This window comes from Paraburkholderia tuberum STM678 (genome assembly GCF_902833905.1).
GTDB lineage: Bacteria > Pseudomonadota > Gammaproteobacteria > Burkholderiales > Burkholderiaceae > Paraburkholderia > Paraburkholderia tuberum.
The window spans coordinates 25,717-52,216 of the sequence record NZ_CADFGP010000023.1 but is presented as its reverse complement, the minus strand read 5'-3'; the positions used below and the strand labels follow the sequence as shown (position 1 = coordinate 52,216).

Genomic DNA, 26,500 nt, shown 5'->3' with positions numbered 1-26,500 from the left:
GCGGCCGGCCTGCGAGTTCATGCCGATACAGGCCGCGCGACGGCTTGCAACCGCACGCACGACAGATAACGCGTGTGTCGCGTATGAGCTGGCACGCCGCCGCGCGACGCGTTCAAGCATCCTGCACGACGATCGCATGCACCCGGTAGGGGCCGTGCGCGCCCAGCACGATGGTCTGCTCGATGTCGCCGGTGCGCGATGGTCCCGACACGAAATTGACCGCGCGCGGCAGCTCGCCGCGTTCCTTGCGGATCAGGTCGAACGCCTCTTCATGACCCGCGACGATCCGCGAGCCCGGCACGATCGCGATGTGCGTCTCCGGCAGCAGCCCGGCCGACGCATACGTCTCGGGACCGGACAGCAACACGAGCGTGCCGGTCTCCGCGGTCGCGCAGAAACAGCCGGTGAGACCGACCACGTCATTGTCTTGCGGTTTGCGATATTCGACGGCGAGGCCGGCCGCGGCCCACGGCAGATCGCGCAGCGTTTGCCACGCGATGGCCTGCAACGGCAAACCGTGTTGCGTCAGATAGCGATGCGCGGCGGCGGGTACATCGGCGAAGGTCTGAACGGTGTCGACAGTACTCGCCATTTTCTGCGCTTCCTCGATGAAGCGCGCGCGCAGATCGGTGGGCATGTCCGGACGCGGGCCGGCCGGATGACGCGCGAGATAGTCCGCCGCGGCTTCGCGCTCGGCGGCGCTCGGTTCGGGCTCGCGCTCTTGCGCGGCGCGGATGCGCGCCAGGATGTTGCGGCGGGCAATCGATGTGTCCATGGGCGAAATCCTCGTGTCGACGGCCGTGCGATATGGCGAGGATTATACCGGCCGCGCTCCGCGCGAACACCCTGGCCGAACGGCATATTGCCGCCAGTCGGTAGCGCGGCGACACTGTTCGCCGTGCCCCCGAACGCGAGCAGATCATGGTCAGGCGATGAACCGAAAAGCAGTCCGCAAAGCGCGCTACCTGGCCGCCTCTTCTTCCGGCTGCGCGATGCCGAACACCTGGCGCAGATACGCGAGATACGCCTTGTCCTCGCACATGTTCTTGCCCGGCGAGTCCGACAATTTCGCGACCGGCTGACCGTTGCAACGAACCATCTTGATCACGATCTGCAGCGGGTTGTAGCCGAGGTCGTTGGTCAGATTGGTGCCCACGCCGAACGCGAGCTTGCAGCGGCCGCGGAAGCGCTCGTATAGCTGCAGCACCTTCGGGATGTCGAGCGCGTCGGAGAACACGAGGACCTTGGTGCGCGGGTCGCAACGATTCGCCTCGTAGTGTTTGAGCAGGCGCTCGCCCCAGTCGAATGGGTCGCCGGAATCGTGGCGAGCGCCGTCGAACAGCTTGCAGAAGTACATGTCGAAGTCGCGCAGGAACGCCTGCATGCCGTACACGTCGGAGAGCGCGATCCCGAGGTCGCCGCGATATTCCTTCGCCCACATCTCGAAGCCGAAGATCTGCGAGTCGCGCAGCCGCGGACCGAGCGCCTGGCAAGCCTGCAGGTACTCGTGCGCCATCGTGCCGAGCGGTGTCAGGCTGTGCTTCATCGCGTAGAAGACGTTGCTCGTGCCGGCGAACTGCTCGCCGAGACCGTCCTTGAGCGTGAGGATCACTTCCTCGTGCCACTGCTTCGAGAAGCGGCGGCGCGTGCCGTAATCGGCGATCTTGCAGTCGGCGAACTCCGGACGAGCGCCGAGCAGTTGAATCTTGTCGAGCAGACGGCCACGGCCTACGTGATAGTCGGGCGTTTGCTGGGTGTTGCGGAAATAGACTTCGTTGACGATCGCGAGCACCGGAATTTCGAAGAGGATCGTATGCAGCCACGGCCCCTTGATGTCGATGTCGATTTCGCCATTGCCCTTCGGCGACGGCGTGATCGAAATGTACTTCTCGTTCAGATGGAACAACGCGAGGAACTCGATGAAGTCGCCCTTGATGAAGCGCATGCGGCGCAGGTAGTCGAGTTCGTCGTCGGTGAAACGCAGTTCGCAGAGCTTGCGCATTTCGTCGCGAATCTCGTCGATGTACGGCACCAGATCGACGTTCGGCGTGCGGCAGCGGAAGCGGTACTCCACGTTGGCGGCGGGGAAGTGATGCAACACCACCTGCATCATCGTGAACTTGTACAGATCGGTATCGAGCAGCGAAGTAATAATCATGATGGTACGAACTGGACCGCTGAAAAAACGAAAAGGGCTCACTGCACCCTTGCAACGGACGCGCTGAGCCGAGCGGCGCGCCAACCTGATGCATGTTACCCGAATGCGTCCGCATCCAGCGTGCCACCGGGCCTTCGCCGCCATTGCGCGGCCGCTCGCGGCACCCCATAAACTAATCACAAAAACATATAAGACGCACGGCCCGATGCTTTATGCGCCTGTTGACGTTACGTTACAATAGTGCTTTTGGCGTCCGCGCCCTCCCCGATTCCGCATGCAGGAGCTGCCTGAATGACTCACGTTGTGACCGAAAGCTGCATCAAGTGCCGCTATACCGACTGCGTCGATGTGTGCCCGGTGGACTGCTTTCGCGAAGGTCCCAACTTCCTCGCGATCGACCCCGATGAATGCATCGACTGCGCCGTGTGCGTGGCCGAGTGCCCGGTGAACGCCATCTATGCCGAAGAAGACGTGCCGGGCGACCAGCAGGACTTCATCGCGCTGAACGCCGACCTGGCGAAAGCGTGGCCGAGCATCACGAAGACCAAGGCACCGCTGCCGGAAGCCGAGGAATTCAAGGATGTGAAGGAAAAGCTCGCGCTGCTCGCGCGCTGAGCGCGAGCCGCCTGTCACCTGCCTTGGCCGTTCAGATTCAGTATCAGGATGAACGCCGAGGTATTGACAGACGTTTCAGCTGCCTCTAAAATTTCGTTTCTCTGCTGTTGTTGTTCTGTTCCTCGATAGCTCAGTCGGTAGAGCGCCGGACTGTTAATCCGTAGGTCCCTGGTTCGAGCCCAGGTCGAGGAGCCAAGAATTGCAAAAGCCCGTTAATCAAGACGGGTTTTTTTATGTAGATCAAGTTGTACTGCTGTTCCTCGATAGCTCAGTCGGTAGAGCGCCGGACTGTTAATCCGTAGGTCCCTGGTTCGAGCCCAGGTCGAGGAGCCAAAAAATTTGAAAGGCCCGCATCCATGCGGGCCTTTTTGTTTTTGTGCCACGATGGACAGCCTCACGCGCGCCGCGCGCCGTTATACGATGGCGCCTTCACGGCGCACGTTTCGCCCCGCTCTGGCGCCGGCCCACTCCAGACACTCAACCGGCACGCTCATGAAATCCACCTCGCTACGCATCGCGCTCGCGGCCGCCGGCGCCCTGCTGCTTTCTTCGGCGCGCGGCGAAGAAATCGCCAGCGTCAATACGAATTTTCACGTTACCGGCTCCGACCGCGTGGTCGTGGAGGCCTATGACGATCCCATCGTGCAAGGCGTCACCTGCTACGTGTCGCGGGCGCGGACGGGCGGCGTCAAAGGCACGCTCGGCATCGCCGAAGATCCGACCGAGGCTTCGATCGCGTGCCGCCAGCTCGGGGAGTTGCATTTCACCGGCCCCGTCAAGCAGAAGGACGACGTGTTCTCGGTCAGCATGTCGCTGATCTTCAAGTCGCTGCACGTGGTGCGCGTGGTCGACACGAAGCGCAACGCCCTGGTCTATCTGACCTACAGCGACCGCGTCGTCAGCGGCAGCGCGAAAAACAGCGTGAGCGCCGTACCGATGCCCACTGGCACGACGATTCCGGTCAAGTAAGGGCAAGTCAGGACAAGTACCGGCAATCGACGGCACCAGCGGCACGCGGCGCGGCGCTGCACACCCGCCGCCGTCCCCGACAACGACGCGTTAAACTGACCGGTCCAGCTAGACTTTCGTCATGACCGCCACCCCTCGTTTCCGCGATTCCGCCCGCTACTGGCGCACGCCGCTACTGCCCGGCGCGGATCTGCTCACCGCCGAATATCACGATCACGAGTTCGCGCCGCATTGGCACGACGCCTACACGATCCCGGTGATCGTCGCGGGTGCGGAATGCTATCGGTATAGCGGCGAGCACCATGTCGCCGAAGCGGGCAGCGTGCCGGTCATCAACCCGGGCGAGTTGCATACGGGGTCGAAGGCGGTCGAGGCGGGCTGGCGGTATCGCGTGATGTATGCGCCGGTCGGGTTCCTCTGCGCGCTGGCCGACGAAGTCGCCGGCAAGCCGCAGGCCTTACCGTGGTTCGCGCCCGGCGTGATCCGCGATTCCGATCTCGCGACGCGGCTCGCGCACGCCCACCGTCTGCTCGAAGCCGGCGACGACGCGCTCGCCGCCGAAACCGCGATGCTCGACGCGCTGTCCACGTTGCTGGTCCGCTATGCGCGGACGCGCCCCGCCGCCGCGCGCGTCGCCACCGACGACACTCGCGTCGCACTGATGCAGGAGCGTCTGACCGGCGACCTCGTCGAACCGGTGACGCTCGCCGAGGTCGCGAAGGCAGCGGGTCTGTCGCCGTTCCACGCGGCGCGGCTATTCACCCAATCGACCGGCCTGCCGCCCCACGCGTGGCGCAATCAGGTGCGCCTGCAGCGCGCGCTCGCGCCGTTGCGCGCCGGCGTCCCGGTGACCGACGTCGCCGCCGCGAGCGGCTTCACCGATCAGAGCCATTTCACGCGGCATTTCCGGCGCATGTTCGGCGTGCCGCCGGGCCAATGGCAAGGAACGCAGCGCGGTTCGTAACGCGATGCGGCACCGCCGGCGCCTGCGCCGCGCGCCGTGAGCGTGCCGCCGCAATCCGTCAGCCCGTCATCAGCCATCCCCCCGCTACACCGGAGCACCCCATCCGCAACCCGCCGCAAGAACGTACAAGTCCGAACGCCGGTCAGCCGCTATGCTTCCGACATCAAGGAGGCTTAGATTGACCGATTCCACCCAAGGCCAGCCCACCCGGGGCGGCCATCTCAAAGAATTCGCCGCCGGCGCGCGCGACATCATCCCGATGATGGTCGGCGCCGCGCCGTTCGGCGTCATTTTCGGCACGCTCGTGACCTCCAGCCCGCTGCATCTGTGGCACGGCCAGTTGATGTCGCTCGTCGTTTTCGCGGGCTCCGCGCAGTTCATCGCGCTCGGGCTGATCGCCGGACATGCGAGCTTCGCCGTGATCTGGGCGACCACGCTCGTCGTCAATCTGCGTCACGTGCTGTATAGCGCGACGCTCGCACCGCACGTCGCGCATCTGCCGAAGCGCTGGCGTTGGGCGCTCGGCGCGCTGCTCACCGACGAAGTCTTCGCGGTCGCGTGGGAGCACTACCGGCATCGCGAGCCGGGCACGGTCGGCCCGTACTACTTTTTCGGCGCCGGCGTCGCGATGTATCTGAACTGGCAGTTGTGGACCGTCGCCGGCCTGCTGTTCGGCGCGGCCTTCCCCGGCCTGCAGTCGCTCGGCCTCGACTTTGCGATGGTGGCGACGTTCATTGCGATCGTCGTGCCGCAACTGGTCGCGCTGCGCTATATCGCGGCGGCCGTCACCGCCGGCGCGCTGGCGTTTTTCTGGCAGGCGTGGCCGTACAAGCTCGGCCTGCTCGGCGCAGTATTCGCGGGAGTCGCGGTCGGCGTACTGCTGTCGATGTCGCGTCTGAACCTGCGTGGCGCGCGCCGTCCCTTGGAGGCCACGCGATGAGCTACGTCGTTCTGATCGTCGGCATGGCCGCGATTACGTGGTTGATCCGCGCGGCCGTGTTCGTGCTCGGCGACCGGCTCGTGTTCCCGCCGCTTCTGCGCGCCGCGCTTAGCTTCGTGCCGGTCACCGTGCTGACCGCGATCATCGTCCCGATGGCCGTGTCACCGCACGGCAACAACGCCGAGCTGAGCTGGCGCAATCCGCAGCTGGTCGGCGCGCTCGCCGCGATCGTCGTTAGCGCGCTGACGCGCCGGCCGCTGCTGACGATCGCAGTCGGTCTAGGCGTGTTCTTCGTCTGGCAGTGCGTGGTGCTGAAGTAAGCGCGCCCTGTCTCTACGCTCATCGACTCATCAGCGGTCCCGTCGACACCTCGCCGCCTCGCGGGCCGCGCACTCCCGTTCAAGCGACTCCCAAGCGGGCCTTTGCCCGAAGCTTCCCTCCAAAGCGTCCGCGCGTCGCCGGGCCGCCCTCAAGTTTCCCGCCACCCCGCCGATATGCAGTCGAGGTCCGCTCATCGGGAGTCGTCCCGCTGGTTACGCGGCAACAGGCTGGAATCAAGCGCGTCGGCAACCGGCGTCGCATCGCCTCGGTCCGCGAGCGGCCGGGCGATCTTGCGACGGCGCGCCGCGCGCGGCCGCATTAAACGGGATAACACATGGGTCAAATCACCCTGAAGCTCAAGGACGAGACCGTCGCGTCGCTGCGCAAGGACTTCGAGGCCTTTTTACGGGTCTCGCTGAAGCTCGATCCGCAGTTCGCGACGCCGTCGTTCGAGGATTTCTTACGCGCCAAGCTACTCGACAACATGGTGCCGCTCACCGAGCACGCGGTACAGCGGATGCTGCAAGGCGGCCAGTACGCGTGGGCCAAACGCACGCTCGACAAGGAATTCCCGGACGTCGTGTCGATCCTGATGCGGCAGGCGGGCGAGTTCGGCTTCGGTTTCGCGGCGCGCTCGGAATGGACGCCCGAGGAGCTCACCAAGCAATGCCGCGACTGGGCCGCCGCAATCGTCAAGGAAGCGGAAGGCGACGCGACGCTGGTCGACCCCCTCGCCTCGCAGATCAAGAGCACGGTGCAGGACATTCAGGCGCTCGAGGAAGTGATGCAGACGCCGGCATGGCGGCTCGTCGAATCGCTGCGCCAGCGCGTCTACGAGGCGAAGGTCGCGTGCGAGACGAGCGTGGGCAGCACCGCGCGCGAGAAGCTCGGCGAACTGCGTGGGCTGTTGCGGCTAGGCATTTCGCACGGCACGTTCCAGAAGCAGGAAGCGCAGCAGATCATGGAGTATCTGCGGCTCTTGAAGCCGGAGATTTTCGTCGAGGAGCCGTACGACGTGTTCTCGCGGCTCGCGGCATGGCTGCGCAATTTCTTCGTGCCGCCGCCTCCGGTCGCGCAGCAACAGCAGCGGCAGTCGCGCTGAGCTTCCACTGACCCGCGCGGCGCGCGTCCCTTCGTCGGATCGACGCGCCCCCTGCCCGCGCGTCGATCCCAACGCGCGGTGCTAGCGGCTCAATCCCACATCTTCCTGAGCTTCGCCGCGATCTCGATCTTCGCCTGCGCGGCCGCGGCGAACCCCGCCGCGCTCGGCGCGCTCGCCACCGCAATGCGCGGCCATGCATAGGCGTCGAACAGCGGCAGCATCGGCGTGGCGATGAAGCGCGTGCGCGACGCCCACACATGGCGGTCGCCCAGATGCGTCTGGCTGTGCACGTAAAAGCGCTGCGGCACGACGATGTGCAGGTCTTCCTTCGCGCGCGTCATTGCCACGTAAAGCAGGCGCCGCTCCTCGTCGATTTCCTCGTCGCTGCCGGTGCCGAGATCGGACGGAATACAGCCGTCGACGCCGTTCAGCACGAACACGTTGCGCCACTCCTGACCCTTCGCCGAATGGATCGTCGACAGGATCAGGTAGTCCTCGTCGATCAGCGGCACGCCGGATTCGTCGCTGGTCGCGTCGGGCGGATCGAGCGTCAATTCGGTCAGGAAGCGTTCACGCGACGGATACGTACCCGCGATGCTTTCCATCTGCAGCAGGTCCGCGTGGCGGATCGCGGCGTCCTCGTGATTACGCTCCAGATGCGGCTCGTACCAGCGCCGCACCATCTCGAACTCGGCGGGCCACGGCGTTTGCCGGCCGTACACGCTCGACATCAGCTTGACGAACGGATGCCAGTCTTCCTGCGTGCGCGCGGGCGCCGCAAACGCGGCCAGCACACCGCCCGCAGTCGCGACCGGATCGCCGCCGTCCGCGCGCGCGACGATGTCGTCGAGCACCTTCGCCGCAGTGGCCGGGCCGACGCCCGGCAGCAGCTGCACGACGCGAAAGCCGGCGACGCGATCGCGCGGATTCTCGGCCCAGCGCAGCACCGCGAGCACGTCCTTCACATGCACCGAGTCGAGAAATTTGAGCCCGCCGAACTTGACGAATGGAATGTTGCGGCGCGTGAGCTCGATCTCGAGCGCGGCGCTGTGATGCGCGGCGCGAAACAATACCGCCTGCGACTTCAGCTTCACGCCCTGCTCGCGCGCCTCGAGCACCTGCTCGACGACGTAGCGAGCTTGCGCGGCATCGTCGGCGACCGTGACGAGGCGCGGGCGCTGCGCCGACGCCTTGTCGGTCCACAGATTCTTGGTGTAGCGCTCGCTCGCGAGTTCGATCACCGCGTTCGACGCGGCGAGAATCGGCTCGGTCGAGCGATAGTTGCGCTCGAGCGTGACCTGCCTGGCGGGCGGCTCGAACTGCGTGGGAAAGTCGAGGATATTGCGCACCGTCGCGCCGCGAAACGAATAGATCGACTGCGCGTCGTCGCCGACCACGGTCAGGCCTCGGCCGTCCGGCTTCATCGCGAGCAGGATCGACGCCTGCAGGCGGTTGGTGTCCTGGTATTCGTCGACCAGAACATGATCGAAACGCGCCGACAGATCGGCCGCGATGCTGGGCTCGGCGGCCATGTGCGACCAGTAGAGCAGCAGATCGTCGTAGTCGAGCACGCTCTGCTTCTGTTTGGCGTCGACGTATGCGGCGAACAGCCGGCGCAGATCGTCCTCCCACTCGCGACACCACGGAAACGCGCGGTCCAATACCTGGCCGAGCGATGCGCCGGTGTTGACGACACGCGAGTAGATCGCGAAGCAGGTGCCCTTCGCCGGAAAGCGCCGCTCCTTCGCGGACAGTCCAAGCTCGTGGCGCACCAGGTTCATCAGGTCGGCGGAGTCTTCGCGGTCGTTGATCGTGAACGCGGGCGCGAGGCCGATCAGATCCGCGTATTCGCGCAACAGCCGCGCGCCGACACTATGGAAGGTACCCGCCCACGTGAGCCCTTGCGCGAGCGCGGCGCGTGGGCCGACGGTAGTGGCCGCAGCGCCCGCGATGCGGGTCACGCGGCGAATCATTTCGAGCGCCGCGCGGCGCGAGAAGGTCAACAGCAGGATGCGCTGCGGATCGGCGCCCTTCACCACCAGATTGGCGACGCGGTGCGCGAGCGTGTTGGTCTTGCCGGAGCCGGCGCCCGCGATCACGAGCAGCGCGCCGGGCAGCGCGTCTGGCGTGTCGGTCCCGTATTCGACGGCTTCGCGTTGGGCGTCGTTGAGCTTCGCTAGCCAGGCGGCGGTATCGAACGACGGAGCGGATTCGGCGACGGTGGACACTGATCGGTTTCGCGGGTTGGATGGATTTTCAGGATGCGACGCAGACTGTATATCCATACAACCTCATGCGACAAGCGCCCCTTTTTTCGGGCGCCTATCCGCCGGTCTACGCCGCGCACTACTGTTTCTTCGCGTCCTTCAGGTTGGCAGCAGCGCTGGCCTTGTCGGCGTCGGCCTGCGCGTCGACTGTGGTCTTGTCCGCTTTCGCCTGGGCGAGCGCGGCTTTCTTGTCGGCCTTCGCCTGACGCCCGCGGCGCGCGAGCCTCGCAGACCCGCGCGCCGCGGCATCCAGCAGGGCTTAGTGCTTGACGTCCGCGCCGTCGCCCTGCGCGGCAGCCTGCCCTTCCATGTTCATCTTCATTTCGTTATTGGCGGTCTGTTTGTCCGCCTTCTGGTTCAGCTTCGCGCCGCGCACCTGCTCCTTGTACTGGTCCTTCGCGGCCTTCTGCTCCGCCTTCAATTCCGCTTTCGAGGACTTCCTGGCCGCGCGATACTCGGCGTTGGCCTTCGCGTCGGCGTCGCGCTTCTGCACGAGCGGGTCGGTGGAGCCCGAAGCCGTCAAACGGGCCGGCGGCGGCGCCTCGACGCCTTGCGCGGCGGGTGCGCCCGGGACTTGCTGCATGCCCTGCGTCGAAGGCGCCACCTGCATGCGCTGGGCGCCAGCCGCGGACGGCGGCGCCATGTCGGCGGCGCCCTGGCTCTGGATCTGCGGCTGAGCGCCGATGCCTGCTGCCGGCTGCGCGGTCTGCGCAACGGCCGCCGTCGCGGCAAAAGCAGTGAGGGCGGTACCGAACAGGAGCGAACGAATCTGGGTCATGGTTATCCTCTCTGGAGTTGTTGTGACACGGGCGGACTCTCTGGCGTCGTGATGACGGGACGTCGCGCGCGCCTCGTCCGGTCTGTGCGTCGCTGGATGGGCGGCCGGGGAGCGATCCCGGAAGCCAGCGGGCTTTGCTGCTGAAACTGCACTCTAAGAGTGAAATCCGTCCGGTGCGACCAGCGTTACGGAACGTTTCACTTTCCGACAACTGAATAACATCTACTTTCATTTGCTTGCGCGAAGGGCTCGCCGGATGGCCGCGCCGCCGTTCCGGGTGCGCTTGCTTTATGATGCGAACCCCAACGCGACCCCGTGCCCAAAGGTGCAAACGCCATGCCCAACCTCAATTTCACGCTGACCGGCGAATACGTCGAACTCCACAATCTGCTGAAGATCACGGGCCTCGCGGATAGTGGCGGCTCCGCGAAAATGATGGTTGCCGACGGCGCCGTGATGGTCGATGGCCGGGTCGAGACGCGTAAGACCTGCAAGATCCGCGCGGGCCAGGTCGTACTGCTCGGCGATACGCGGATCGCGGTCCACGAAGGCTGACGGCAGTCCGGAAAATCGCAGGACGGCACGCACCAGAATTGTGCGTCGTCCATCGACAGCGGCCGGGGGAGGCAATAAGCTGTCGGTTTCGACAGGTAAACGACGGACCGCGCCACGGGCGAGGAGTCGGCTGACCGGCTCGACGCCGCGTCGCGGTTTTTTCCCGCCCGCTGCCCGGTCGCTCCAACGCCCGTCGGAGCGCGCAGCGAGATGCAATGCGGCGCCGCTCGCGCCCGCCTTTCGCTGACGCCACCGCTGTTGCCACCGCTACCACTTTTCGCCGTCAGGCATTCGATGACTCAACCCAGCTTCGCCCGCGCGGCCAGCCGGCCGCCGACCCTATCCCGCCACGCGGCCGACACCGCGCGGCTCGCCGCGCCGCTCGCGATCGCGCAACTGTCGCAAATGGCGATGAGCGTCACCGACACGATCCTGCTCGGCTCGCTCGGCCCCGATGCGCTCGCCGCCGGCGGCCTCGGCGCGAACCTCTTTTTCGTCGTCGTCACGCTGCTGCAGGGCGTGCTGACCTCGGTCAGCGTCAGCGTCGCGCACGCGCGCGGCGCGCGGGACGACGGCCGGGTGCCGCATATTTACTGGACCGGTTTCGTGCTGTCGGTGCTGCTGTCGGTGCCGGCGTTCATCCTGCTGTCGTTCGCGTCGAGGATCCTGCTCGCGGTCGGCGAGCCGGGCCTGCTCGCGCACAACGTCGGCCGATACGCGGCGGTGTTGCGCTGGGGCGCACCCGCGAGCCTGATCGGCGTCGGCCTGATGCGCTCGTTTCTGCCGGCGATCGGCGCGGCACGGCGCCTGTTGTGGGTGTCGATCGCGAGCGTCGGCGTGAACGGCTTCCTGAACTACGGGCTCATCCACGGCGCGTACGGGCTGCCGCGGCTGGGTTTTCTCGGCTCGGCGGCCGCGACCACGATCACCGTGTGGCTGACCGCGCTCGTGCTGATGGCGCTGCTGCATCTGCGGCCGCGCTTCCGCCATTTCGTCGTCGCGACGCGGCCCAAGCTGCCGTTGATGGGCGAATTGTTCGGCATCGGCTGGCCGGTCGCGATCACCTACGGCGTCGAGTCGACGCTGTTCCTCGCCACCGGCCTGATGGTCGGCCTGCTCGGCGAATCGCAACTGGCCGCGCATCAGATCGCGCTGAACGTCGCGTCGGTCGCGTTCATGGTGCCGCTGTCGATCGGCCAGGCGGCCAACGTGCGGGTCGGCTACTGGGCCGGCGCCGGTCAGCCGCTCGCCGCGCGCCACGCGGGCTTCGTCGCGCTCGCCCTCGGCGTCGGCTTCATGTCGATGTCGGGCCTCGTGCTGATCACCGCGCCGCACTGGATCGTCGGTCTGTATCTGCATCTGGACGACCCGGCCAACGCGCCGACCATCGCGCTCGCCAGTTCGCTGCTCGGCGTGGCGGCGATTTTCCAGATCGTCGACGGGATGCAGGCGGTGGGCTCCGGTTGTCTGCGCGGCCTGAAGGACACGCGCGTGCCGATGATCGCCGCCGCGTTCGGCTACTGGGTGATCGGTTTTCCGACCGGCTATCTGCTCGCGTTTCACGCCGGCCTCGGCGCGCGCGGCTTGTGGTGGGGGCTCGCCGCAGGTCTCGCGAGCGTCGCGCTGCTGATGACGCTGCGTTTTCACAGGCTGAGCCGACGGCAGGCGCCGACGGCGGCATCGGCCACGCCGCCCGCGCGCTCGGTTTGAGCGAAGTAGCCGTACGCTCCCCTCCTGAAGCACTCCCTGTAAAAGGTAAAATGGCCGCCGCGGCACGCGAGCGCTAACCCGCGCTCACGCGCCACGAACCGCACGACGGCGCGCCTCACGAAGGCAGGCGCGGGACTGGCGCCGCTCGCGCGCTCACCATTGCCCGCTTCGCGTGCGGCTTCAATTGGCCGGCCGTTTTTGCCGCGCTTTCGCCACGGCGCTTGCCGCAGCCGCTTCACCCGCTTTGGCGCGGCAAACGCCGCAACGCCAGCCGCCAGCCGACACCCGGCCGCGCCGCAGCCCCCGCTTTCCCGCGATACAACATAACCAAGGACCACCCGCCATGCTTGCCCGCGTCACCCGCCTGTTCCCGCTCTGGGCCGTGCTCGTCTCGGTCGCCGCGTACTTCTCGCCGGCCTCGTTTTCCGGCGTTGCGCCGCACGTCACCACGCTCCTCACGATCATCATGCTGGCGATGGGCGTCACGCTGTCGGCCGGCGATTTCCTGCGCGTGTTTTCGCGGCCCGCGCCGGTGATCGCCGGCATCGTGCTGCACTACCTCGTGATGCCGCTCGCCGCGTGGGTCATCGCCAGGGCGCTGCGCATGCCGCCCGAGCTGACCGCCGGCATGGTGCTGGTCGGCAGCGTCGCCAGCGGCACCGCGTCGAACGTGATGATTTATCTCGCGCGCGGCGACGTCGCGCTGTCGGTGACGATCAGCGCGCTGTCGACGCTCGTCGGCGTGTTCGCGACCCCGCTGCTCACGCGCCTTTACGTCGACGCGTCGATCGTCGTCGACGTGCACGGCATGCTGATGAGCATCCTGCAGATAGTCGCGCTGCCGATCGTCGTCGGTCTCGTCGTCAATCATCTGTTCGGCAAGCTCGTGCGCAAGATCGAACCGATCCTGCCGCTCGTGTCGATGGTCGCGATCGTGCTGATCATCGGCGCGGTGGTGGGTGGCACGCAGAAGAGCATCGCGTCGGTGGGCCTCGTCGTGATGGTCGGCGTCATCCTGCACAACGGCATCGGCCTGCTCGGCGGCTACTGGGGCGGCCGTCTGCTCGGTTTCGACGAGGCCGTCTGCCGTACGCTCGCGATCGAAGTGGGCATGCAGAACTCCGGTCTCGCCGCGACGCTCGGCAAGCTCTACTTCACGCCCCTCGCCGCGCTGCCGGGTGCGCTGTTCTCGGTCTGGCACAACCTGTCGGGCTCGCTGCTCGCGGGAGTGTGGGCGGGTCGCCCGGCGAAAGGCTCGACCCATTCCGATGGCGAGCGCGCGCTGCACGCCGAGCGCGTCTGATAGAGCGTCCGCGCACCGCGGTTCGCATCAGTTGATGGATCACCGAATCGCGGCGCCCCCCGACCGACGCGCGGCACTCTGCTGCGTTTGCAGACGAACGACGAACACGCGCCCCAATTCCCTTAGAATGGTTTTCTCGACAGCGTGCGCAGGCCTTCGCTGTCGCCACGCGAAAAGCTTGCAAAACAAGGGGAAAACAGCGTGCAGGGCCAATTCGAACAACATCGGCGGGCCGCGCGCCGCCACTCGACAGTCAGCACGACGAGGCAATTTTTCCTGCTCTGTTGCGCGGCGGCATTGGTGACCGCCTGCGCGACGAAGCCGCCCGCCACCGCGTTCGACCGCCAGCTCACGCACGCACTCCCCGCCACCGCGGATACGCCGCTGCGCGAAGCGCTCGCGCCGTTCGAGGCGAAGCATCCGGAGCAGTCGGGCTTTCGCGTGCTGGCGAACGGCACCGACGCGCTGCAGATGCGCATCGCGCTCGCGCGCGCGGCGACCAAAACCCTCGACATGCAGTACTACATTGCCAACGAGGACACCACCGGCAAGCTGCTGCTCGGCGCCGCGCTGTATGCGGCCGATCACGGCGTGCGCGTGCGCATGCTGGTCGACGATCTGAACTTCAAGGACATCGACCGCATCATGGCGGGGCTGAACTCGCACGACAACATCGAGATCCGCGTCTTCAATCCGTTCGGCAGCGCCCAGCAAGGCATGTTCGAGCGCACCACGAACGTCTTCACGCAGATCGGCCACTTCACGCGCCGCATGCACAACAAGGCGATGATCGCGGACAACCAGCTCGCGATCGTCGGCGGGCGCAATCTTGGCGACGAGTACTTCAGCGCCAGCGAAACGCTGCAGTTCCGCGACATGGACGTGCTCGCGGCGGGCCCGATCGTCGCCGACGTCTCAGCGAGTTTCGACGACTACTGGAACAGCGACCTCGCCTATCCGCTGCGTGCGCTGAACAAGCAGAAATTCGACCAGAAAGAACTCGACCAGACGCGCGACGACCTGCGCCACCACTGGCGCACCAATGCCGATCCGTACAACGCGAAACCGCTGAACGCGACGCCGCTCGCCGCGCAGATTACGAGCGAGCAGCTCGGCCTCACGTGGGCAAGTGCGGAATTCTGGGCGGACCTGCCGGAGAAGATCGCGCATCCGTCGCCGGACTACGTGAGCCCGCCGCTCGCGCGGCTGCGCGAACTGATGCGCGACGCGCAGCACGACTTCCTGATCGTGTCGCCCTACTTCGTGCCGCACGTGTCGGGCGTGCAGGCGGCCGGCGAGCTCACGCGCCGCGGCATCCGCATCGCAGTGCTGACCAACTCGCTCGCGGCTACCGACGCGGTCGCCGTGCAGGCCGGCTACAGCCCGTTCCGGGTGCCGCTGCTAAAGGCAGGCGTCGAACTGTACGAATTCAGGTCATTCCAGGACACGCCGAACGTGGGGCTGGTCGGCTCGCGTTCGCGCGCGAGTTTGCATGCGAAGACTTATGTGATCGACCACCAGATTCTCGTCATCGGCTCGATGAACCTCGACCCGCGCTCGGCCAATCTGAACACCGAGCTAGCACTCGTGATCCACAGCCCCGAACTCGCGAATCAGGTCGCCGGCATCATCGAGCGCGCCATCCAGCCCGATCACAGCTACCACGTGACGCTCGCCGACGCGGCCCAGCTCGCCTATCTGCGCTCGATCGGCGCGCCCCTGTCGCCGCTCGTCTGGACCGACGTCGAGAACGGCCAGACACGCACCTACATTTTCGATCCGCAGGCCGGTTTTTACCGGAATGCGCTAACGGGTCTATTCTCGTTATTGCCTGTCAACTCGGAACTTTGAGAAGCGGAGTCAACCATGACTGAAGACGTACGGATGGAGCGCGACACGTTCGGCGAAATCGCGGTGCCGAACGCCCGCCTGTGGGGCGCGCAGACGCAGCGCTCGCTGCAGAACTTCAAGATTTCGACGGAAAAGCAGTCGCCCGAGCTGATCACCGCGCTCGCGGTGATCAAGCGCGCGGCCGCCGAGGTCAACCTCGGCCTCGGTGTGCTCGACGAGCAGAAGGCCCGCGCGATCATGCAGGCGGCCGACGAGATCATCGACGGCAAGCATCCGGACGAATTTCCGCTGGCGGTCTGGCAGACCGGCTCGGGCACGCAGACCAACATGAACCTGAACGAGGTGATCGCGAACCGCGCGAGCGAGCTGCTCGGCGGCGAGCGCGGCGAAGCGCGCAAGGTGCATCCGAACGATGACGTGAATCGCGGGCAGTCGTCGAACGACGTGTTTCCGACCGCGATGCACGTGGCTGCCGCGGATGCCATCGTCAAGCATCTGCTGCCCGCGCTGAAGACGTTGCGCGACACGCTCGACGGCAAGGCGAAAGCGTTCACCGACGTCGTCAAGATCGGCCGCACGCACCTGCAGGACGCGACGCCGCTCACGCTCGGCCAGGAATTCTCGGGCTATGTCGCGCAGCTCGAGCACGGCATCCGGCACGTCGAGTCGGCGTTGCCGCATCTGTACGAGCTTGCGCAGGGCGGCACCGCGGTCGGCACGGGACTGAACGCGCACCCGAATTTCGCCGACGGCGTCGCCGCCGCGATCGGCAAGCTGACCGGTCTGCCGTTCGTGTCGGCGCCGAACAAGTTCGAGGTGATGGCAGCCGCCGACGCGCTGGTATTCGCGCACGGCGCGCTCAAAACGGTGGCCGCGAGCCTGAACAAGATCGCCAACGACATCCGCTGGCTCGCGAGCGGCCCACGCTGCGGTCTCGGCGAGCTGTCGATCCCCGAAAACGAGCCGGGCAGCTCGATCATGCCGGGCAAGGTCAATCCGACCCAGTCCGAAGCGTTGACGATGCTGTGCGCGCAGGTGTTCGGCAACGACGTCGCCGTGAACATCGGCGGCGCGAGCGGCAACTTCGAGCTCAATGTGTTCCGTCCGATGATCGCGCACAACGTGCTGCAGTCGGTGCGCCTGCTCGCCGACGGCGCGCACAGCTTCAACGACAACTGCGCGGCCGGCATCGAGCCGAATCACGAGCGCATCGATACCTTGCTCAACGAATCGCTGATGCTGGTGACGGCGCTCAATCCGCACATCGGCTACGACAAGGCCGCGCAGATCGCGAAGAAGGCGCACAAGGAAGGCACGACGCTGAAGGCGTCGGCGCTGGCGCTCGGCTATCTCACCGAGCAGCAGTTCGACGAGTGGGTGCGACCGAAGGATATGGTCGGACGCACCGCATGATGCTGCGCGCTTAGATCTTTCCCTGCGCGACTTCTTCCGGCTTCAGCTCGACGATCGCGTCGAGCGCTTCCTTCACGTCCATCGCGTACCTGGCGAGGCGTTTCTGTTCGTCGGTCTCTGGCAGGAAGGCGGGCACCGGCACCGGATGGCCGTTCTCGTTGACGGCGACCATGACGACGAGACAGTCGGTGGTCTGCAGCAGTTCGCCGCCCTTCGGATCGCCCGCGTGCACCGACACGTGGATGTGCATGCTGGTGCGGCCCGTCGCGACGACGCGCGCGCGCAGCTCGACCAGATTGCCGACGAGGATCGGCCGACGGAAACGGATATTGCCGACGCTGACCGTCACGCAATAGCGCCCAGACCATACCGCCGCGCATGCGTAGGCGGTTTCGTCGATCCACTTCATCAGCGCGCCGCCATGCACCTTGCCGCCGAAGTTGACCGAGGTCGGCTCGGCGAGAAAGCGGAAGGTGGTTTCCGAACGGTCCAGCGGTGCGGTGGGAACAGTGCTCATCTTGACTCCGGTCAATCGGATGCATTGAAAGGAGGCGATTATACGAGCGCAATATTGCGCGCGGCGCGGCGTCGATTGGGGACGCGGCGCGAAGCGCGCCGATGGGCCGAGGGTGGGCCTTAGTTGTGGACGCTGATCCCTGTGTCGACGGTGCCGTACATGTTGATGCTGCCGCTGCCGGCCGACCCCGAGCCGGCTCCGCCCCCCGCGCAGGCGCTGGACAGCAGAACCGCCGCGGCGACGGCGAGAAGAGTTTTCATCACATCGATTTCCTGCGAGGACAGGCTTCGATTCTAGCCTGGCGGCTCGCGACGACGCGCAAACGCGGACCGAGCCGGACACGTCCGTCACATCGATTGTTCACGCGAAGCTGAAACATCGAATACCCGATGCGCGTAGAGTAGGAATCGTGGCGGCGGGCTTTGCGATTGGACCGCGCTGCCCTTTGGCCCATTCAGGAGACGCGCCATGACCGCCCCCCTCTTAGACGACCAGAACCACTTCCCCGGCCTGAGCCGCATCGGCGCGCTACTCGCCGATCCCGGCCGCGCCGCGATGCTGTGGGCGCTAATGGACGGCAGCGCCCGCCCAGCCGGCGAACTGACGATGATCGCGGGGCTGTCGCCATCGGCGGCGAGCGCCCATCTCGGACGGCTCACCGACGGCGGGCTGCTCGCGCTCGAAGTGCGCGGCCGGCATCGCTATTTCCGTATCGCGTCGGCGGACATCGCCGCATCGATCGAAGCACTCGCCAACGTCGCGCAGGTCAGCGCGCCACAGCGCTCCGTGCCGCGTCCGGCACGCACCGTGCCGCTAGAAATGCGCTACGCGCGCACCTGTTACGACCACATGGCAGGCGAGCTGTCGGTGCGCATGTTCGAGCGGATGCTCGAGCGCGGACTGCTGACGCAAGACGGCGCATCGCTCGAAGCGACCGCGCAGGGCGTCGCCCGCTTCGCCGACTGGGGCGTCGATATGGCCGCGCAGAAGACCCGACGGCGGCGCTTCGCTTGCACCTGCCTCGACTGGAGCATGCGCCGACCGCATCTGGGCGGCGCGCTCGGCGCGGCGTTGCTCGATGCGTGGTCGGCGCATGGCTGGGTCGAGCGGGCCGAGCGGCCGCGCGTGCTGCGCGTCACGCCGGCCGGCCATCAACAGTTCGATGCGTTTCTGGCCGGATAGACCGTTCACCTGCCGGCGGCCCGACGCCGCGAGACCTTTTGTTACACGCCAGTGAGTCCACATTACAAATGAGCGACTCTTGAAACATAGGCGGCAAGTACAGTGACTGAACGGACCCGGCCCATTGCCGCGTCCGTCGGAGATCAGTCATGACACACGCCAAGCAACCGGTGCAGCATGCCGGGATCCGACGCCGGATGAGCGGCTATACGCTGATCGCGGCCGCCGTCGCGCTCGCGGCGCAGAGCGCCCTGGCGCAGCAAGCGACACCCACGCCACAAGCCGCGGCGGCCGTCGGGCCGGGCGGCGATCCGTCGGGCGGCGCTCCGTCGGGGGGCGATCCGCCGGGGCGCGTCGCGCGGCTGAACTACACGGCCGGCGCCGTGACCACCGAGCCCGCCGGCGCGACCGACTGGTCGTACGCGCAGATCAACCGGCCGCTGACGACCGGCGACCAGCTATGGAACGACCAGAACGCACGCTCCGAGCTGCACATCGGCTCGACCGCGGTGCGCCTCGGCCAGAACACGAGCCTCGACGTGCTCAATCTCGACGACACGACCGCGCAACTGAAAGTCGCGCAAGGCACGCTATCGACGCGCGTGCGCGAGCTCGCGCCGGGCTCGTCGTATGAAATCGACACGCCGAACCTTGCGCTCGGCGTAAATGGTCCCGGCGACTACCGTGTCGACGTCGCGCCGGACGGCAGCAGTACGACCGTCACCGTGCGCAGCGGCAGCGCGATCGCATACGGCGACGGCGGCCAAGTGCCGGTCGCGGCGGGTCAGCAGATCCGCTTTGCCGGCACCAGCCTGCAGCAGCTCGCCGACAACCGCGCCCCTGCTCTCGACGAACTCGACCAGTGGGCCGCCAGCCGCGACGCCACCGAAGACCGCTCGCTGTCGGCGCGCTACGTGTCGCGCGACATCCCCGGCTACGAGGACCTCGATGCCAACGGCACATGGCGCGAGACGCCGCAGTACGGCGAAGTGTGGGTGCCGAGTGCGACGCCGGCCGGCTGGGCGCCGTATCACGACGGCCACTGGGTCTGGCAGGCGCCGTGGGGCTGGACCTGGGTCGACGACCAACTTTGGGGCTTCGCGCCGTACCACTACGGCCGCTGGGCCGAGCTCGACGGCACGTGGGCCTGGGTGCCAGGTCCGCTCGAAGCGGACGCGACGCCGGTCTATGCGCCGGCGCTCGTCGCATTCGTCGGCGACGACGACGGCGGCGTCGACTGGGGTGTGAACCTGGCGGTCGGCGGCGTCATCGCGGCGGGCGTCGCGTGGTTTCCGCTCGGGCCGGGCGAGCGGTGGCATCCGCATTGGGGCGGTCACGACCGCTGGAGCGCTGGGTACTACGACCGCGTGAACCGCACGGCGATCGTCAACGACTACCGCCGCAACGTGAACATCCACAACACATACGTGAACTATCGCGTGCCGGGCGGTGTGACAGCCGTGCCGGCGACAGCGTTCGTGCACGGTCAGCCAGTCCGACGCTTTTCGCAAAAGGTCGATCCGGCGCAGTGGCGCAACGCGCGGATCAACCCGGGCGCACCGGGGATCGCGCCGGTGCGCGAAAGCTTCGGGTCGGATCTGCGGCGCGCGAACTACCGGCCACCGGCGAGCGTCGTCGGCCGGCCGGTCGTCGCGACTCGCAATCCCGTCATGCCGGCCGCTTATCACGACGAGCTCGCGCAGCGCTTCGCGCAAAGCGGCGGTCGGGTGCCCGGCGGCGGCCAGCCGGTCGTGCGCACCGCGGTGCCGGCGCATATGACCGGCGCACCGAACGCGCTGCCGATGGCGAACGTGCGGGTCGTGCAATCGCATGTGCCGGGACGTCCGCCGGGGATGGCCGCGGGTGCGCCCGGCGCGCCTGGCGCAATGGGCGGTAACGGCCCGCATGGCGTCGAGCAGGCTGGCCAGCGGCCCGGCGAAGCCAGCGTCGTGGGGCCGCATGGCGAAGCGCCGCAAGCGCGTCAGGGCATGCCGCCGCAGATGGTCGGCAAGCCGCGTCCGCCGCAGCCTGCCGAGAGCGGGCTCGCGGGCAATATGGGCCATCCGTCGAATGGTGTGCCGCGGCCGCCGCAAGCAGCCGGTGGGAATTCAGCCAACGCGGCGGCGTACGCACGGCAGCGCGGCGCGCCGCAGGAATGGGGCGCGGTCGGTAGGTCTCAGCCGGCATGGACGCAGCCGCATACCCCGATGGCGCAGCAGGCACCGCGCATGGCGCAACCGGGCGGCCCGCAACAGCCGAGCTTCGCGCAACAGGCCGGTGTGCCCCATCCGCCGGACAACCCGGCCGCGCAGCAACAGGCGCGTGTGCCAAACTCGCATCCGCCTGTGACGCAACAGGCGCCGCACGCCGTCCCACCGCAGCAACCGCGTCCCGAACCACAAATGCAGCAGGCGCAACAGCGGCGTGTCGAACCGCGTCCGCAGCCGATGCCGCAAGCCCCTCGGCCCGAACCGCAGTTCCAGCAGGCGCGGCAGCCGCATTTCGAACCGCGTTCACAGCCGATGCCGCAAGCCCGGCCCGAGCCGCGTCCGCAGATGCAGCAGCCACGCCCCGAACCGCGGCCCCAGCAGGTGCAGCAGCCACGTCCGCAACCCCAGCCGCAACCGCAACATGCCGAGCAGCACCAGGGCGGCGGCAATCGTGACGAGCATCACAAGAGCTAAGCAGGACGCCTGCCGTCCCGGCAACAATAAAGCCCCGCGATGCAAACCATCGCGGGGCTTCTGTTATTCGACGACGACGAGGGCGAGCGCTACCGCCCCGCTCCCACCGACATCAGATCGCCATCGGCGCCGTCAGCGGCTCGTGATGCCGATAGCCGACCAGAGAGAAATCCGCAGGCTCGATCGTCTCGAGCCATTCCGGCTCGTACACGCCGGTCTTCGCGTAGTCGGGCACGCGATCGGAAATCGCGAGCCGCGGACTCTCGTACGGCTCGCGCTCGAGCTGCTGGTGCAGCATATCGAGCTGATTCTCGTAGATGTGCGCATCGCCGATGAAATAGCTGAACCAGCGCGGCGTATAGCCCGTCAGCCGTCCGACCAGATGCAGCAGCGCCGCGCCCTCGGTCAGATTGAAGGGCGTGCCAAGCCCGACGTCGTTGCTGCGGATATACAGGCACAGCGAAATTTCGCGGCGCGTAACGTTTGGCAGAAACTGGTACAGCAGATGGCAAGCCGGTAGAGCGATCTGGTCGAGCACGGCTGGGTTCCAGGCATGGAACAGAATGCGTCGATCGGCGGGGTTCTGCATGATCGTGTCGAGACACTGGCGCAGCTGGTCGATCGCCTTGTAAAGCAGCACCTTCGAGCGGCCTTCTTCGTCGAACTGCGTGATCACGCGAAAACCGCGCGCCTGCGCGTCAGCGAGTTGTGCACTTGCGCTGGCGTCGAGCACCTTGTAGGCCGGCCACTTGCGCCATTGCACGCCGTAGACGTCACCGAGATCATCCGGACCCTCGCGATACGGATTGGCGAGCCACTGCGCATTCTGATTCGCGTTCCCGTCCCACACCTTGCAGCCGAGCTCGCGGAAATCCGCGGCGCTGCGCGAAGCACGCAGAAACCCGACCAGCTCGCCGATCGCCGACTTGAACGCGAGCTTCTTCGTCGTGACCGCTGGAAAGCCTTGTTGCAGATCGAAGCGCAGCATCGCGCCGGGCATGCTGATGGTGCGGATGCCGGTGCGGTTTTCCTGCCACGTGCCGGTGTCGAGAATCGTACGGACGAGGTCCAGGTATTGTTTCATGCAGTTTCCTTCGGCGCGGCGCGAACCCGATCAGGCGCGCACACGGAATTGAGCAAAACCCGATTCTAACAAGCGCGACCGCACGCCGCCGGGGCATGGCGCGCCGCATGGGGAATATCGAGGGAAATACCAGACGGAAAGGAAAACATCGCGGTACGCGATATACGGGCGGCAAACACGTGCATGCAAAAGTGCTTCGACGCGACGCTTGCCGGCTGGCGTCGCTGCGCCCGGAAGGCACAGTCAATCCGTCCGAACCGGCACAGCCCGAGACCCACGGCGACGCGCCAGACCTTCACATGCCACGTCGCCAGTCTCACCGCTCGCCCGCCGCCTACAGATGCTGCACCGACGCCGGCAAATCGCCGTGCGGCGGCGCCATCGGCTCACCTTCCATATGACGCATGCCGTGCGAGCACAGCAGCCGGTACAGCGTTACTCGCGAGATGCCAAGTTCCTGCGCCGCGTCTCCGAGCCGCCCGCGATGCCGCAGCAACGCAAGCTCGATCGCCTGACGCTCGGCCGCTTCGCGCGCCTGCGCGAGCGACACCGGCACGATCTCGACGTATTCGGCAAGTTCGAGGTCGCGCGCGGTGATCGCGCGTCCCTCCGACATCACGATCGCGCGCCGCACCCGATTGATCAGTTCGCGCACGTTGCCGGGCCAGCCGTAGTTATGCAGCGCGGCGATCGCGTCGGGCGCGAAGCCACGCAGGCGGCGGCTCGCATCCTTCTTGAAACGTTCGAGCATGTGCCGCGCGAGCAGTTCGATGTCCTTGCCGCGCGCGCGCAGCGGCGGCTCGTCGATCTGCAGCACGCAGAGGCGGTGATAGAGGTCGGAACGGAAGCGCCCTTCGATCATCGCCGCGGTCATGTCCACGTGCGTGGCCGAAATGATGCGCACGTCGACGTCGATCGCGCTATGGCCGCCGAGCCGCTCGACCTTGCGCTCCTGCAGGAAGCGCAACAGGCTCGCCTGGCTTTCGAGCGGCAGATCACCGATTTCGTCGAGAAACAGCGTGCCGCCGTTGGCCGCCTCGACCCGGCCGATCTTGCGCTGGTTCGCGCCGGTGAACGCACCGCGCTCATAGCCGAACAGCTCCGATTGCAGAAGATGCGGCGGGATCGCACCGCAATTGATCGGCACGAACGGCGCGTTGCGCCGCGCCGAGCGTTCATGAATGGCGACTGCCGTCAGCTCCTTGCCGGTACCCGATTCGCCGGAGATGAACACCGGCGCGTCGGTCATCGCGACCTTGCGGATCGAGCGGAACAGCGCGAGCATCGCGTCGCACGAGCCGACCATCTCGCCCTCGGCGCCTTGCGAGCCGTCGTGCGACGCCGTTTCGCTCAGCGAGATCATGCCGTACGCATGACCGACCGAGTCGACAATACGGTCGCCAGAAGACGGCACCGTCACGTAATCGAAACAGTAGTCGCGCACGAGCCGGCGCAACGCGGCGTCCTGGAGTTGGCCAGGCGTAGTGGCAGCGACCCAGCCGACGTTCGGCATGGTCAAACAGGATTCAAAAGCGGCGATTTCGTGCGGCTGGAAATCACTGGACAGATCGAGCAGGCCGCCAGCAGCCGAGCCGGTGCGCACTGCCCGGCGCGCATCGCGCGCCGATCCCACGACTTCGACATGCCAGCCACGCTGCATAAAACGCGTATTCAGTTCCGCGCTCGGGTCACGCGAAACGTAAATCAGTTGCCGCGTTGCGGGTTCCATTATTCAGATCCTCTCGCCAACGAACGTTAAGGACGACGCATGCACCTGAAATTGCGGTTCAGACACGCTGACTCGTCCAGGATTCGCGAATCGCAAAACCCGAACGGCCATTCCATTCCGTGCGGACAGCTGATCCCCAAGAAAGCGGCGTGTGTGTTCGAGACGGCCCGATATGGGCCTTTTTTAAATCTGAAGCTGTTTTCGAGAGCTTACTATACGCGCGCCGCTTCGAAAACAATTATGCGAATTTAATCGATTGATCCGTTGCCCATCAAGGCTTTGCGGCCGATCGCGATTTATTCAGCCGACAAATCAAACATTAGTGGAAGCGCTTTTCGTGGCGTTCTCGCGACAGTATTTCGTACCTTGCGGATTAACGAATTATAGGTATTTTCTGCTGATCCGTTTCAGGGCTGCAACGTTTTTTCCCGATTTGGAACGCATTAGTCGTGTTTGCGCTGGTTGGCGCCAGACGTATCAATGGATTGCGAGCGATGGCACACGTTTCGCTAATTGGCGTGCACCAGGGAGACACATCATGCGACTCGCATTCCGCATCGATCTGATAAGCCGCCGCGCACCATACTTCGCGATCTGCGCAGCTCTCGCGTTCAGCGCCCTGCCGGCGAGTGCCGGCACGCCGACAGCGCAAGCCGCCCCGGCGCGATTCGCCACGCTGACGGATTCCGGCGATGCCGCCGACCCCGCCTCCGCCAGCCTGCAAGCCACCACGCCGGTTGCCGCGGAGGACGACAGCCAGATTGGCGCCAACCCGTCGACCCCGGCTGCCGATGCTGCATCCATGAACGATATTTCGCTCGACGACCAGATGCTGTCGCGGCAACGCGGCGGCGCGCTCGGCATGTTGATGGTCGCCGCGACGCCCCGGTTGATGCAAAGCGGCGGCAACCAGGTGACGTTGTGGGACGAGATCGCGCCACCCTCGCCGCTGCCGGTGCCCGTCGATGCCGCGCGCGCCGCCCAGGGCAACGTCGCGACATACCAGCGCAAGTAAGCAGGACGAAGCCACGAACAGACGGCAAATAACCAGGCAATGCAGGACCGGTGGCCGCGCGAGCAGTGACGCGCCCCACGACGGCGGGACACAGGCAACAAGAGAGAAGGGACCGGGACATGAGTACGAACCAACAGACGCCGCACGCCCTCGGGCTGCCGGCGGCGTCGTTCAGCAACGCTCCCGTCTTGCCGCGCGCCGCTTCGGCCGGCACCGCCCTTCTCGCCAGCGTCCTCGTCACCGTCTGCTTCACGAGCCATGCCTATGCCGAGCAGGTTGCCAATCCGGGCGACCTCGTCGTCGAGCGCAGCGTCACGCCGCGCGACGCGTTCGTCCCCGTGCCGCGCGACCAGGACCCGGTCGCCGTGCGCGCCACCACGTTCCCGGCCAACTCGTTCGATCCGACGATCGCGACGCTCGTCGACGACACCGATCTGACGAACGCGCACGGCTCGAACGGCGTCGCCGCCGGCGGCGTACTCGGCGGCACCGGCATGCAGGCCGTCACGCAGATCCTCTCCGGCAAGACGACCGGCAACACGATCCCGCTGAACTCGGGCGGCATCGGCGGACCGGCGACGGGCGTCGGCGGCACGATCAGCTCGTCGGTGACGGGCGCGCTCGCGCCGCTATCGAACGTGCTCGGCGGCGCGCTCGGAGCTCTGAAATGAGCACACGCCTGCGCCCCTCGCTGCGCTCGCGGCAAATCGCTGCGGCACGCCCGGCCCTGCGCGTCTGCACGTGCCTGTGCATGGGCGTCGCTGCGTTCGTCGCCGGCGCGGCTCACGCGCAGGCGCAAGCGGTGCCCATCGTCGGCGCCATCGCGACGATCGGCCCCGGCGCGGGCATGGGCGCGACGGGCGCGCTCGCGGTCAACGAAACGGCTGGCCTCGACAACGCGCAGGACAACCAGATCACGGTAACGAACGGCGCCGCGGTCGGCAACGCGAACGCGAGCGTGCAAAGCGCGTCGGTGGCCGCGAACGTGCCGCGCGCGCAGGCGTCGATCGAAGCCAATGCGTTTTCGAACACATCCGGCGCGGTGCTGGTGAACCAGTCGGCCGGAGCAGGGAATCTGCAGCGCAACAGCACCCAGATCGGGACTGTGGCGCTCGGAGTCGAGACCGTCTCGGATGGGGAGCTATCCGCGACGGCCCCGAAAAACGGCAGTCCGGGGCAGTCGAACGCGATTCACGGCGTGCGCGAGGCAAGCATTTCCAGCGACGCCTTGCGCAACGCGAACGGAATCGTGCAGGTCAACCAGGCAGCCGGCGCCGGTAATGCCACGGCAAACAGTTTTGTGCTCCGTCCCCCGGCGGGCACTTTTTTTAACTGACCACACT

The 26,500-nt window shown here is 66.5% G+C and carries 25 protein-coding genes and 2 tRNA genes; 19 read left to right on the top strand and 8 right to left on the bottom strand.

Going from position 1 to position 26,500, the window contains the following annotated elements; all coding sequences use genetic code 11:
• Positions 1-112: 112 nt before the first annotated feature.
• Both HWY30_RS20870 and pncB read right to left on the bottom strand, forming a co-directional pair.
• On the bottom strand, positions 113-775 hold the full coding sequence (locus HWY30_RS20870) for a LutC/YkgG family protein (RefSeq protein ID WP_090801206.1): 663 nt from the start codon (positions 773-775) through the stop codon (positions 113-115).
• 186 nt (positions 776-961) lie between these two features.
• On the bottom strand, positions 962-2,158 hold the full coding sequence (gene pncB, locus HWY30_RS20865; RefSeq protein ID WP_090801208.1) for a nicotinate phosphoribosyltransferase: 1,197 nt from the start codon (positions 2,156-2,158) through the stop codon (positions 962-964).
• Positions 2,159-2,449: 291 nt separating this feature from the next.
• Here pncB and fdxA point away from each other — a divergent pair, with 291 nt between their 5' ends.
• The 8 genes from fdxA (at position 2,450) to HWY30_RS20825 (ending at position 7,069) form a co-directional block, all read left to right on the top strand.
• Complete coding sequence (gene fdxA / locus HWY30_RS20860; protein ID WP_090801209.1) at positions 2,450-2,773, top strand: ferredoxin FdxA; 324 nt, start codon at positions 2,450-2,452, stop codon at positions 2,771-2,773.
• A 119-nt stretch (positions 2,774-2,892) separates the two neighbouring features.
• Positions 2,893-2,968, top strand: a tRNA-Asn gene (locus HWY30_RS20855).
• A 62-nt stretch (positions 2,969-3,030) separates the two neighbouring features.
• Positions 3,031-3,106 (top strand) — tRNA-Asn (locus tag HWY30_RS20850).
• 159 nt (positions 3,107-3,265) lie between these two features.
• Positions 3,266-3,742 carry a CreA family protein gene (locus tag HWY30_RS20845; protein WP_090805411.1) on the top strand — a complete coding sequence of 159 codons (477 nt, stop codon included), beginning with the start codon at positions 3,266-3,268 and terminating at the stop codon, positions 3,740-3,742.
• 121 nt (positions 3,743-3,863) lie between these two features.
• The gene (locus tag HWY30_RS20840; protein WP_090801211.1) at positions 3,864-4,706 is read left to right on the top strand and encodes a helix-turn-helix transcriptional regulator; all 843 of its coding nucleotides are present in this window, start codon (positions 3,864-3,866) and stop codon (positions 4,704-4,706) included.
• A 178-nt stretch (positions 4,707-4,884) separates the two neighbouring features.
• Positions 4,885-5,646 (top strand): AzlC family ABC transporter permease, encoded by a 762-nt coding sequence (locus HWY30_RS20835; protein WP_090801213.1) that lies wholly within the window; start codon positions 4,885-4,887, stop codon positions 5,644-5,646.
• Entirely contained in the window at positions 5,643-5,966 is a 324-nt protein-coding gene (locus HWY30_RS20830) for an AzlD domain-containing protein (protein WP_090801215.1), read from the top strand. Before HWY30_RS20835 ends, HWY30_RS20830 begins: the two co-directional genes overlap by 4 nt.
• Positions 5,967-6,301: 335 nt before the next feature.
• Positions 6,302-7,069: a DUF4088 family protein gene (locus tag HWY30_RS20825; RefSeq protein WP_090801217.1), complete on the top strand. Its 768-nt coding sequence runs from the start codon at positions 6,302-6,304 to the stop codon at positions 7,067-7,069.
• A gap of 89 nt (positions 7,070-7,158) precedes the next feature.
• On the opposite strand, the gene HWY30_RS20820 is transcribed toward HWY30_RS20825, so the two are convergent.
• Complete coding sequence (locus HWY30_RS20820) at positions 7,159-9,354, bottom strand: ATP-dependent helicase (RefSeq protein WP_090801220.1); 2,196 nt, start codon at positions 9,352-9,354, stop codon at positions 7,159-7,161.
• Between HWY30_RS20820 and HWY30_RS20815 the strand changes: the two genes are divergently transcribed.
• Entirely contained in the window at positions 9,318-9,542 is a 225-nt protein-coding gene (locus HWY30_RS20815) for a hypothetical protein (RefSeq protein WP_167368583.1), read from the top strand. The genes HWY30_RS20820 and HWY30_RS20815 overlap by 37 nt on opposite strands.
• Positions 9,543-9,595: 53 nt before the next feature.
• On the opposite strand, the gene HWY30_RS20810 is transcribed toward HWY30_RS20815, so the two are convergent.
• The gene (locus HWY30_RS20810; protein WP_090801225.1) at positions 9,596-10,114 is read right to left on the bottom strand and encodes a hypothetical protein; all 519 of its coding nucleotides are present in this window, start codon (positions 10,112-10,114) and stop codon (positions 9,596-9,598) included.
• A 336-nt stretch (positions 10,115-10,450) separates the two neighbouring features.
• On the opposite strand from HWY30_RS20810, the gene HWY30_RS20805 reads away from it, so the two are divergent.
• The 5 genes from HWY30_RS20805 to fumC all read left to right on the top strand — a co-directional run bounded on the left by HWY30_RS20805 (position 10,451) and on the right by fumC (position 16,946).
• Positions 10,451-10,669 carry an RNA-binding S4 domain-containing protein gene (locus HWY30_RS20805; protein ID WP_013090085.1) on the top strand — a complete coding sequence of 73 codons (219 nt, stop codon included), beginning with the start codon at positions 10,451-10,453 and terminating at the stop codon, positions 10,667-10,669.
• A 294-nt stretch (positions 10,670-10,963) separates the two neighbouring features.
• Positions 10,964-12,379 (top strand): MATE family efflux transporter, encoded by a 1,416-nt coding sequence (locus HWY30_RS20800; RefSeq protein WP_090801226.1) that lies wholly within the window; start codon positions 10,964-10,966, stop codon positions 12,377-12,379.
• A 343-nt stretch (positions 12,380-12,722) separates the two neighbouring features.
• Positions 12,723-13,682 carry a ketopantoate/pantoate/pantothenate transporter PanS gene (gene panS / locus HWY30_RS20795; protein WP_090801228.1) on the top strand — a complete coding sequence of 320 codons (960 nt, stop codon included), beginning with the start codon at positions 12,723-12,725 and terminating at the stop codon, positions 13,680-13,682.
• Between the two features lie 201 nt (positions 13,683-13,883).
• A complete protein-coding gene (locus HWY30_RS20790) occupies positions 13,884-15,533 on the top strand; it encodes a phospholipase D family protein (RefSeq protein ID WP_176078924.1) in 1,650 nt (549 codons plus the stop codon).
• A 15-nt stretch (positions 15,534-15,548) separates the two neighbouring features.
• Positions 15,549-16,946, top strand: a complete 1,398-nt coding sequence (gene fumC / locus HWY30_RS20785; RefSeq protein ID WP_090801230.1) for a class II fumarate hydratase — start codon at positions 15,549-15,551, stop codon at positions 16,944-16,946.
• A gap of 10 nt (positions 16,947-16,956) precedes the next feature.
• Here fumC and HWY30_RS20780 read toward each other — a convergent pair whose 3' ends face one another.
• Positions 16,957-17,463: an acyl-CoA thioesterase gene (locus HWY30_RS20780; protein WP_090801232.1), complete on the bottom strand. Its 507-nt coding sequence runs from the start codon at positions 17,461-17,463 to the stop codon at positions 16,957-16,959.
• Between the two features lie 119 nt (positions 17,464-17,582).
• The gene (locus HWY30_RS20775; RefSeq protein ID WP_167368602.1) at positions 17,583-17,723 is read right to left on the bottom strand and encodes a hypothetical protein; all 141 of its coding nucleotides are present in this window, start codon (positions 17,721-17,723) and stop codon (positions 17,583-17,585) included.
• Positions 17,724-17,931: 208 nt separating this feature from the next.
• On the opposite strand from HWY30_RS20775, the gene HWY30_RS20770 reads away from it, so the two are divergent.
• Both HWY30_RS20770 and HWY30_RS20765 read left to right on the top strand, forming a co-directional pair.
• On the top strand, positions 17,932-18,645 hold the full coding sequence (locus HWY30_RS20770) for an ArsR/SmtB family transcription factor (RefSeq protein ID WP_090801234.1): 714 nt from the start codon (positions 17,932-17,934) through the stop codon (positions 18,643-18,645).
• Positions 18,646-18,794: 149 nt separating this feature from the next.
• On the top strand, positions 18,795-21,329 hold the full coding sequence (locus tag HWY30_RS20765; protein WP_090801236.1) for a DUF6600 domain-containing protein: 2,535 nt from the start codon (positions 18,795-18,797) through the stop codon (positions 21,327-21,329).
• Between the two features lie 112 nt (positions 21,330-21,441).
• On the opposite strand, the gene HWY30_RS20760 is transcribed toward HWY30_RS20765, so the two are convergent.
• Positions 21,442-22,413, bottom strand: coding sequence for a thymidylate synthase (locus HWY30_RS20760; RefSeq protein ID WP_090801238.1), 972 nt, complete (start codon positions 22,411-22,413; stop codon positions 21,442-21,444).
• Positions 22,414-22,747: 334 nt separating this feature from the next.
• Positions 22,748-24,142, bottom strand: a complete 1,395-nt coding sequence (locus HWY30_RS20755; RefSeq protein ID WP_090801240.1) for a sigma-54 dependent transcriptional regulator — start codon at positions 24,140-24,142, stop codon at positions 22,748-22,750.
• Between the two features lie 538 nt (positions 24,143-24,680).
• Here HWY30_RS20755 and HWY30_RS20750 point away from each other — a divergent pair.
• The 3 genes from HWY30_RS20750 (at position 24,681) to HWY30_RS20740 (ending at position 26,493) form a co-directional block, all read left to right on the top strand.
• Positions 24,681-25,157, top strand: a complete 477-nt coding sequence (locus HWY30_RS20750) for a hypothetical protein (protein ID WP_090801243.1) — start codon at positions 24,681-24,683, stop codon at positions 25,155-25,157.
• A gap of 119 nt (positions 25,158-25,276) precedes the next feature.
• Complete coding sequence (locus HWY30_RS20745; RefSeq protein WP_090801245.1) at positions 25,277-25,828, top strand: hypothetical protein; 552 nt, start codon at positions 25,277-25,279, stop codon at positions 25,826-25,828.
• Positions 25,825-26,493, top strand: coding sequence for a hypothetical protein (locus tag HWY30_RS20740; RefSeq protein ID WP_090801247.1), 669 nt, complete (start codon positions 25,825-25,827; stop codon positions 26,491-26,493). The genes HWY30_RS20745 and HWY30_RS20740 overlap by 4 nt, the downstream gene beginning before the upstream one ends.
• Positions 26,494-26,500: the final 7 nt, after the last annotated feature.

Bases quoted from the DNA above. Each gene is read 5' to 3' on its own strand.
- HWY30_RS20870 (WP_090801206.1), bottom strand. From the start codon at position 775: ATGGACACATCGATTGCCCGCCGCAACATCCTGGCGCGCATCCGCGCC.
- pncB (WP_090801208.1), bottom strand. From the start codon at position 2,158: ATGATTATTACTTCGCTGCTCGATACCGATCTGTACAAGTTCACGATG.
- fdxA (WP_090801209.1), top strand. From the start codon at position 2,450: ATGACTCACGTTGTGACCGAAAGCTGCATCAAGTGCCGCTATACCGAC.
- HWY30_RS20845 (WP_090805411.1), top strand. From the start codon at position 3,266: ATGAAATCCACCTCGCTACGCATCGCGCTCGCGGCCGCCGGCGCCCTG.
- HWY30_RS20840 (WP_090801211.1), top strand. From the start codon at position 3,864: ATGACCGCCACCCCTCGTTTCCGCGATTCCGCCCGCTACTGGCGCACG.
- HWY30_RS20830 (WP_090801215.1), top strand. From the start codon at position 5,643: ATGAGCTACGTCGTTCTGATCGTCGGCATGGCCGCGATTACGTGGTTG.
- HWY30_RS20825 (WP_090801217.1), top strand. From the start codon at position 6,302: ATGGGTCAAATCACCCTGAAGCTCAAGGACGAGACCGTCGCGTCGCTG.
- HWY30_RS20815 (WP_167368583.1), top strand. From the start codon at position 9,318: ATGGATTTTCAGGATGCGACGCAGACTGTATATCCATACAACCTCATG.
- HWY30_RS20820 (WP_090801220.1), bottom strand. From the start codon at position 9,354: ATGGATATACAGTCTGCGTCGCATCCTGAAAATCCATCCAACCCGCGA.
- HWY30_RS20810 (WP_090801225.1), bottom strand. From the start codon at position 10,114: ATGACCCAGATTCGTTCGCTCCTGTTCGGTACCGCCCTCACTGCTTTT.
- HWY30_RS20805 (WP_013090085.1), top strand. From the start codon at position 10,451: ATGCCCAACCTCAATTTCACGCTGACCGGCGAATACGTCGAACTCCAC.
- HWY30_RS20800 (WP_090801226.1), top strand. From the start codon at position 10,964: ATGACTCAACCCAGCTTCGCCCGCGCGGCCAGCCGGCCGCCGACCCTA.
- panS (WP_090801228.1), top strand. From the start codon at position 12,723: ATGCTTGCCCGCGTCACCCGCCTGTTCCCGCTCTGGGCCGTGCTCGTC.
- fumC (WP_090801230.1), top strand. From the start codon at position 15,549: ATGACTGAAGACGTACGGATGGAGCGCGACACGTTCGGCGAAATCGCG.
- HWY30_RS20780 (WP_090801232.1), bottom strand. From the start codon at position 17,463: ATGAGCACTGTTCCCACCGCACCGCTGGACCGTTCGGAAACCACCTTC.
- HWY30_RS20775 (WP_167368602.1), bottom strand. From the start codon at position 17,723: ATGAAAACTCTTCTCGCCGTCGCCGCGGCGGTTCTGCTGTCCAGCGCC.
- HWY30_RS20770 (WP_090801234.1), top strand. From the start codon at position 17,932: ATGACCGCCCCCCTCTTAGACGACCAGAACCACTTCCCCGGCCTGAGC.
- HWY30_RS20765 (WP_090801236.1), top strand. From the start codon at position 18,795: ATGACACACGCCAAGCAACCGGTGCAGCATGCCGGGATCCGACGCCGG.
- HWY30_RS20760 (WP_090801238.1), bottom strand. From the start codon at position 22,413: ATGAAACAATACCTGGACCTCGTCCGTACGATTCTCGACACCGGCACG.
- HWY30_RS20755 (WP_090801240.1), bottom strand. From the start codon at position 24,142: ATGGAACCCGCAACGCGGCAACTGATTTACGTTTCGCGTGACCCGAGC.
- HWY30_RS20750 (WP_090801243.1), top strand. From the start codon at position 24,681: ATGCGACTCGCATTCCGCATCGATCTGATAAGCCGCCGCGCACCATAC.
- HWY30_RS20745 (WP_090801245.1), top strand. From the start codon at position 25,277: ATGAGTACGAACCAACAGACGCCGCACGCCCTCGGGCTGCCGGCGGCG.
- HWY30_RS20740 (WP_090801247.1), top strand. From the start codon at position 25,825: ATGAGCACACGCCTGCGCCCCTCGCTGCGCTCGCGGCAAATCGCTGCG.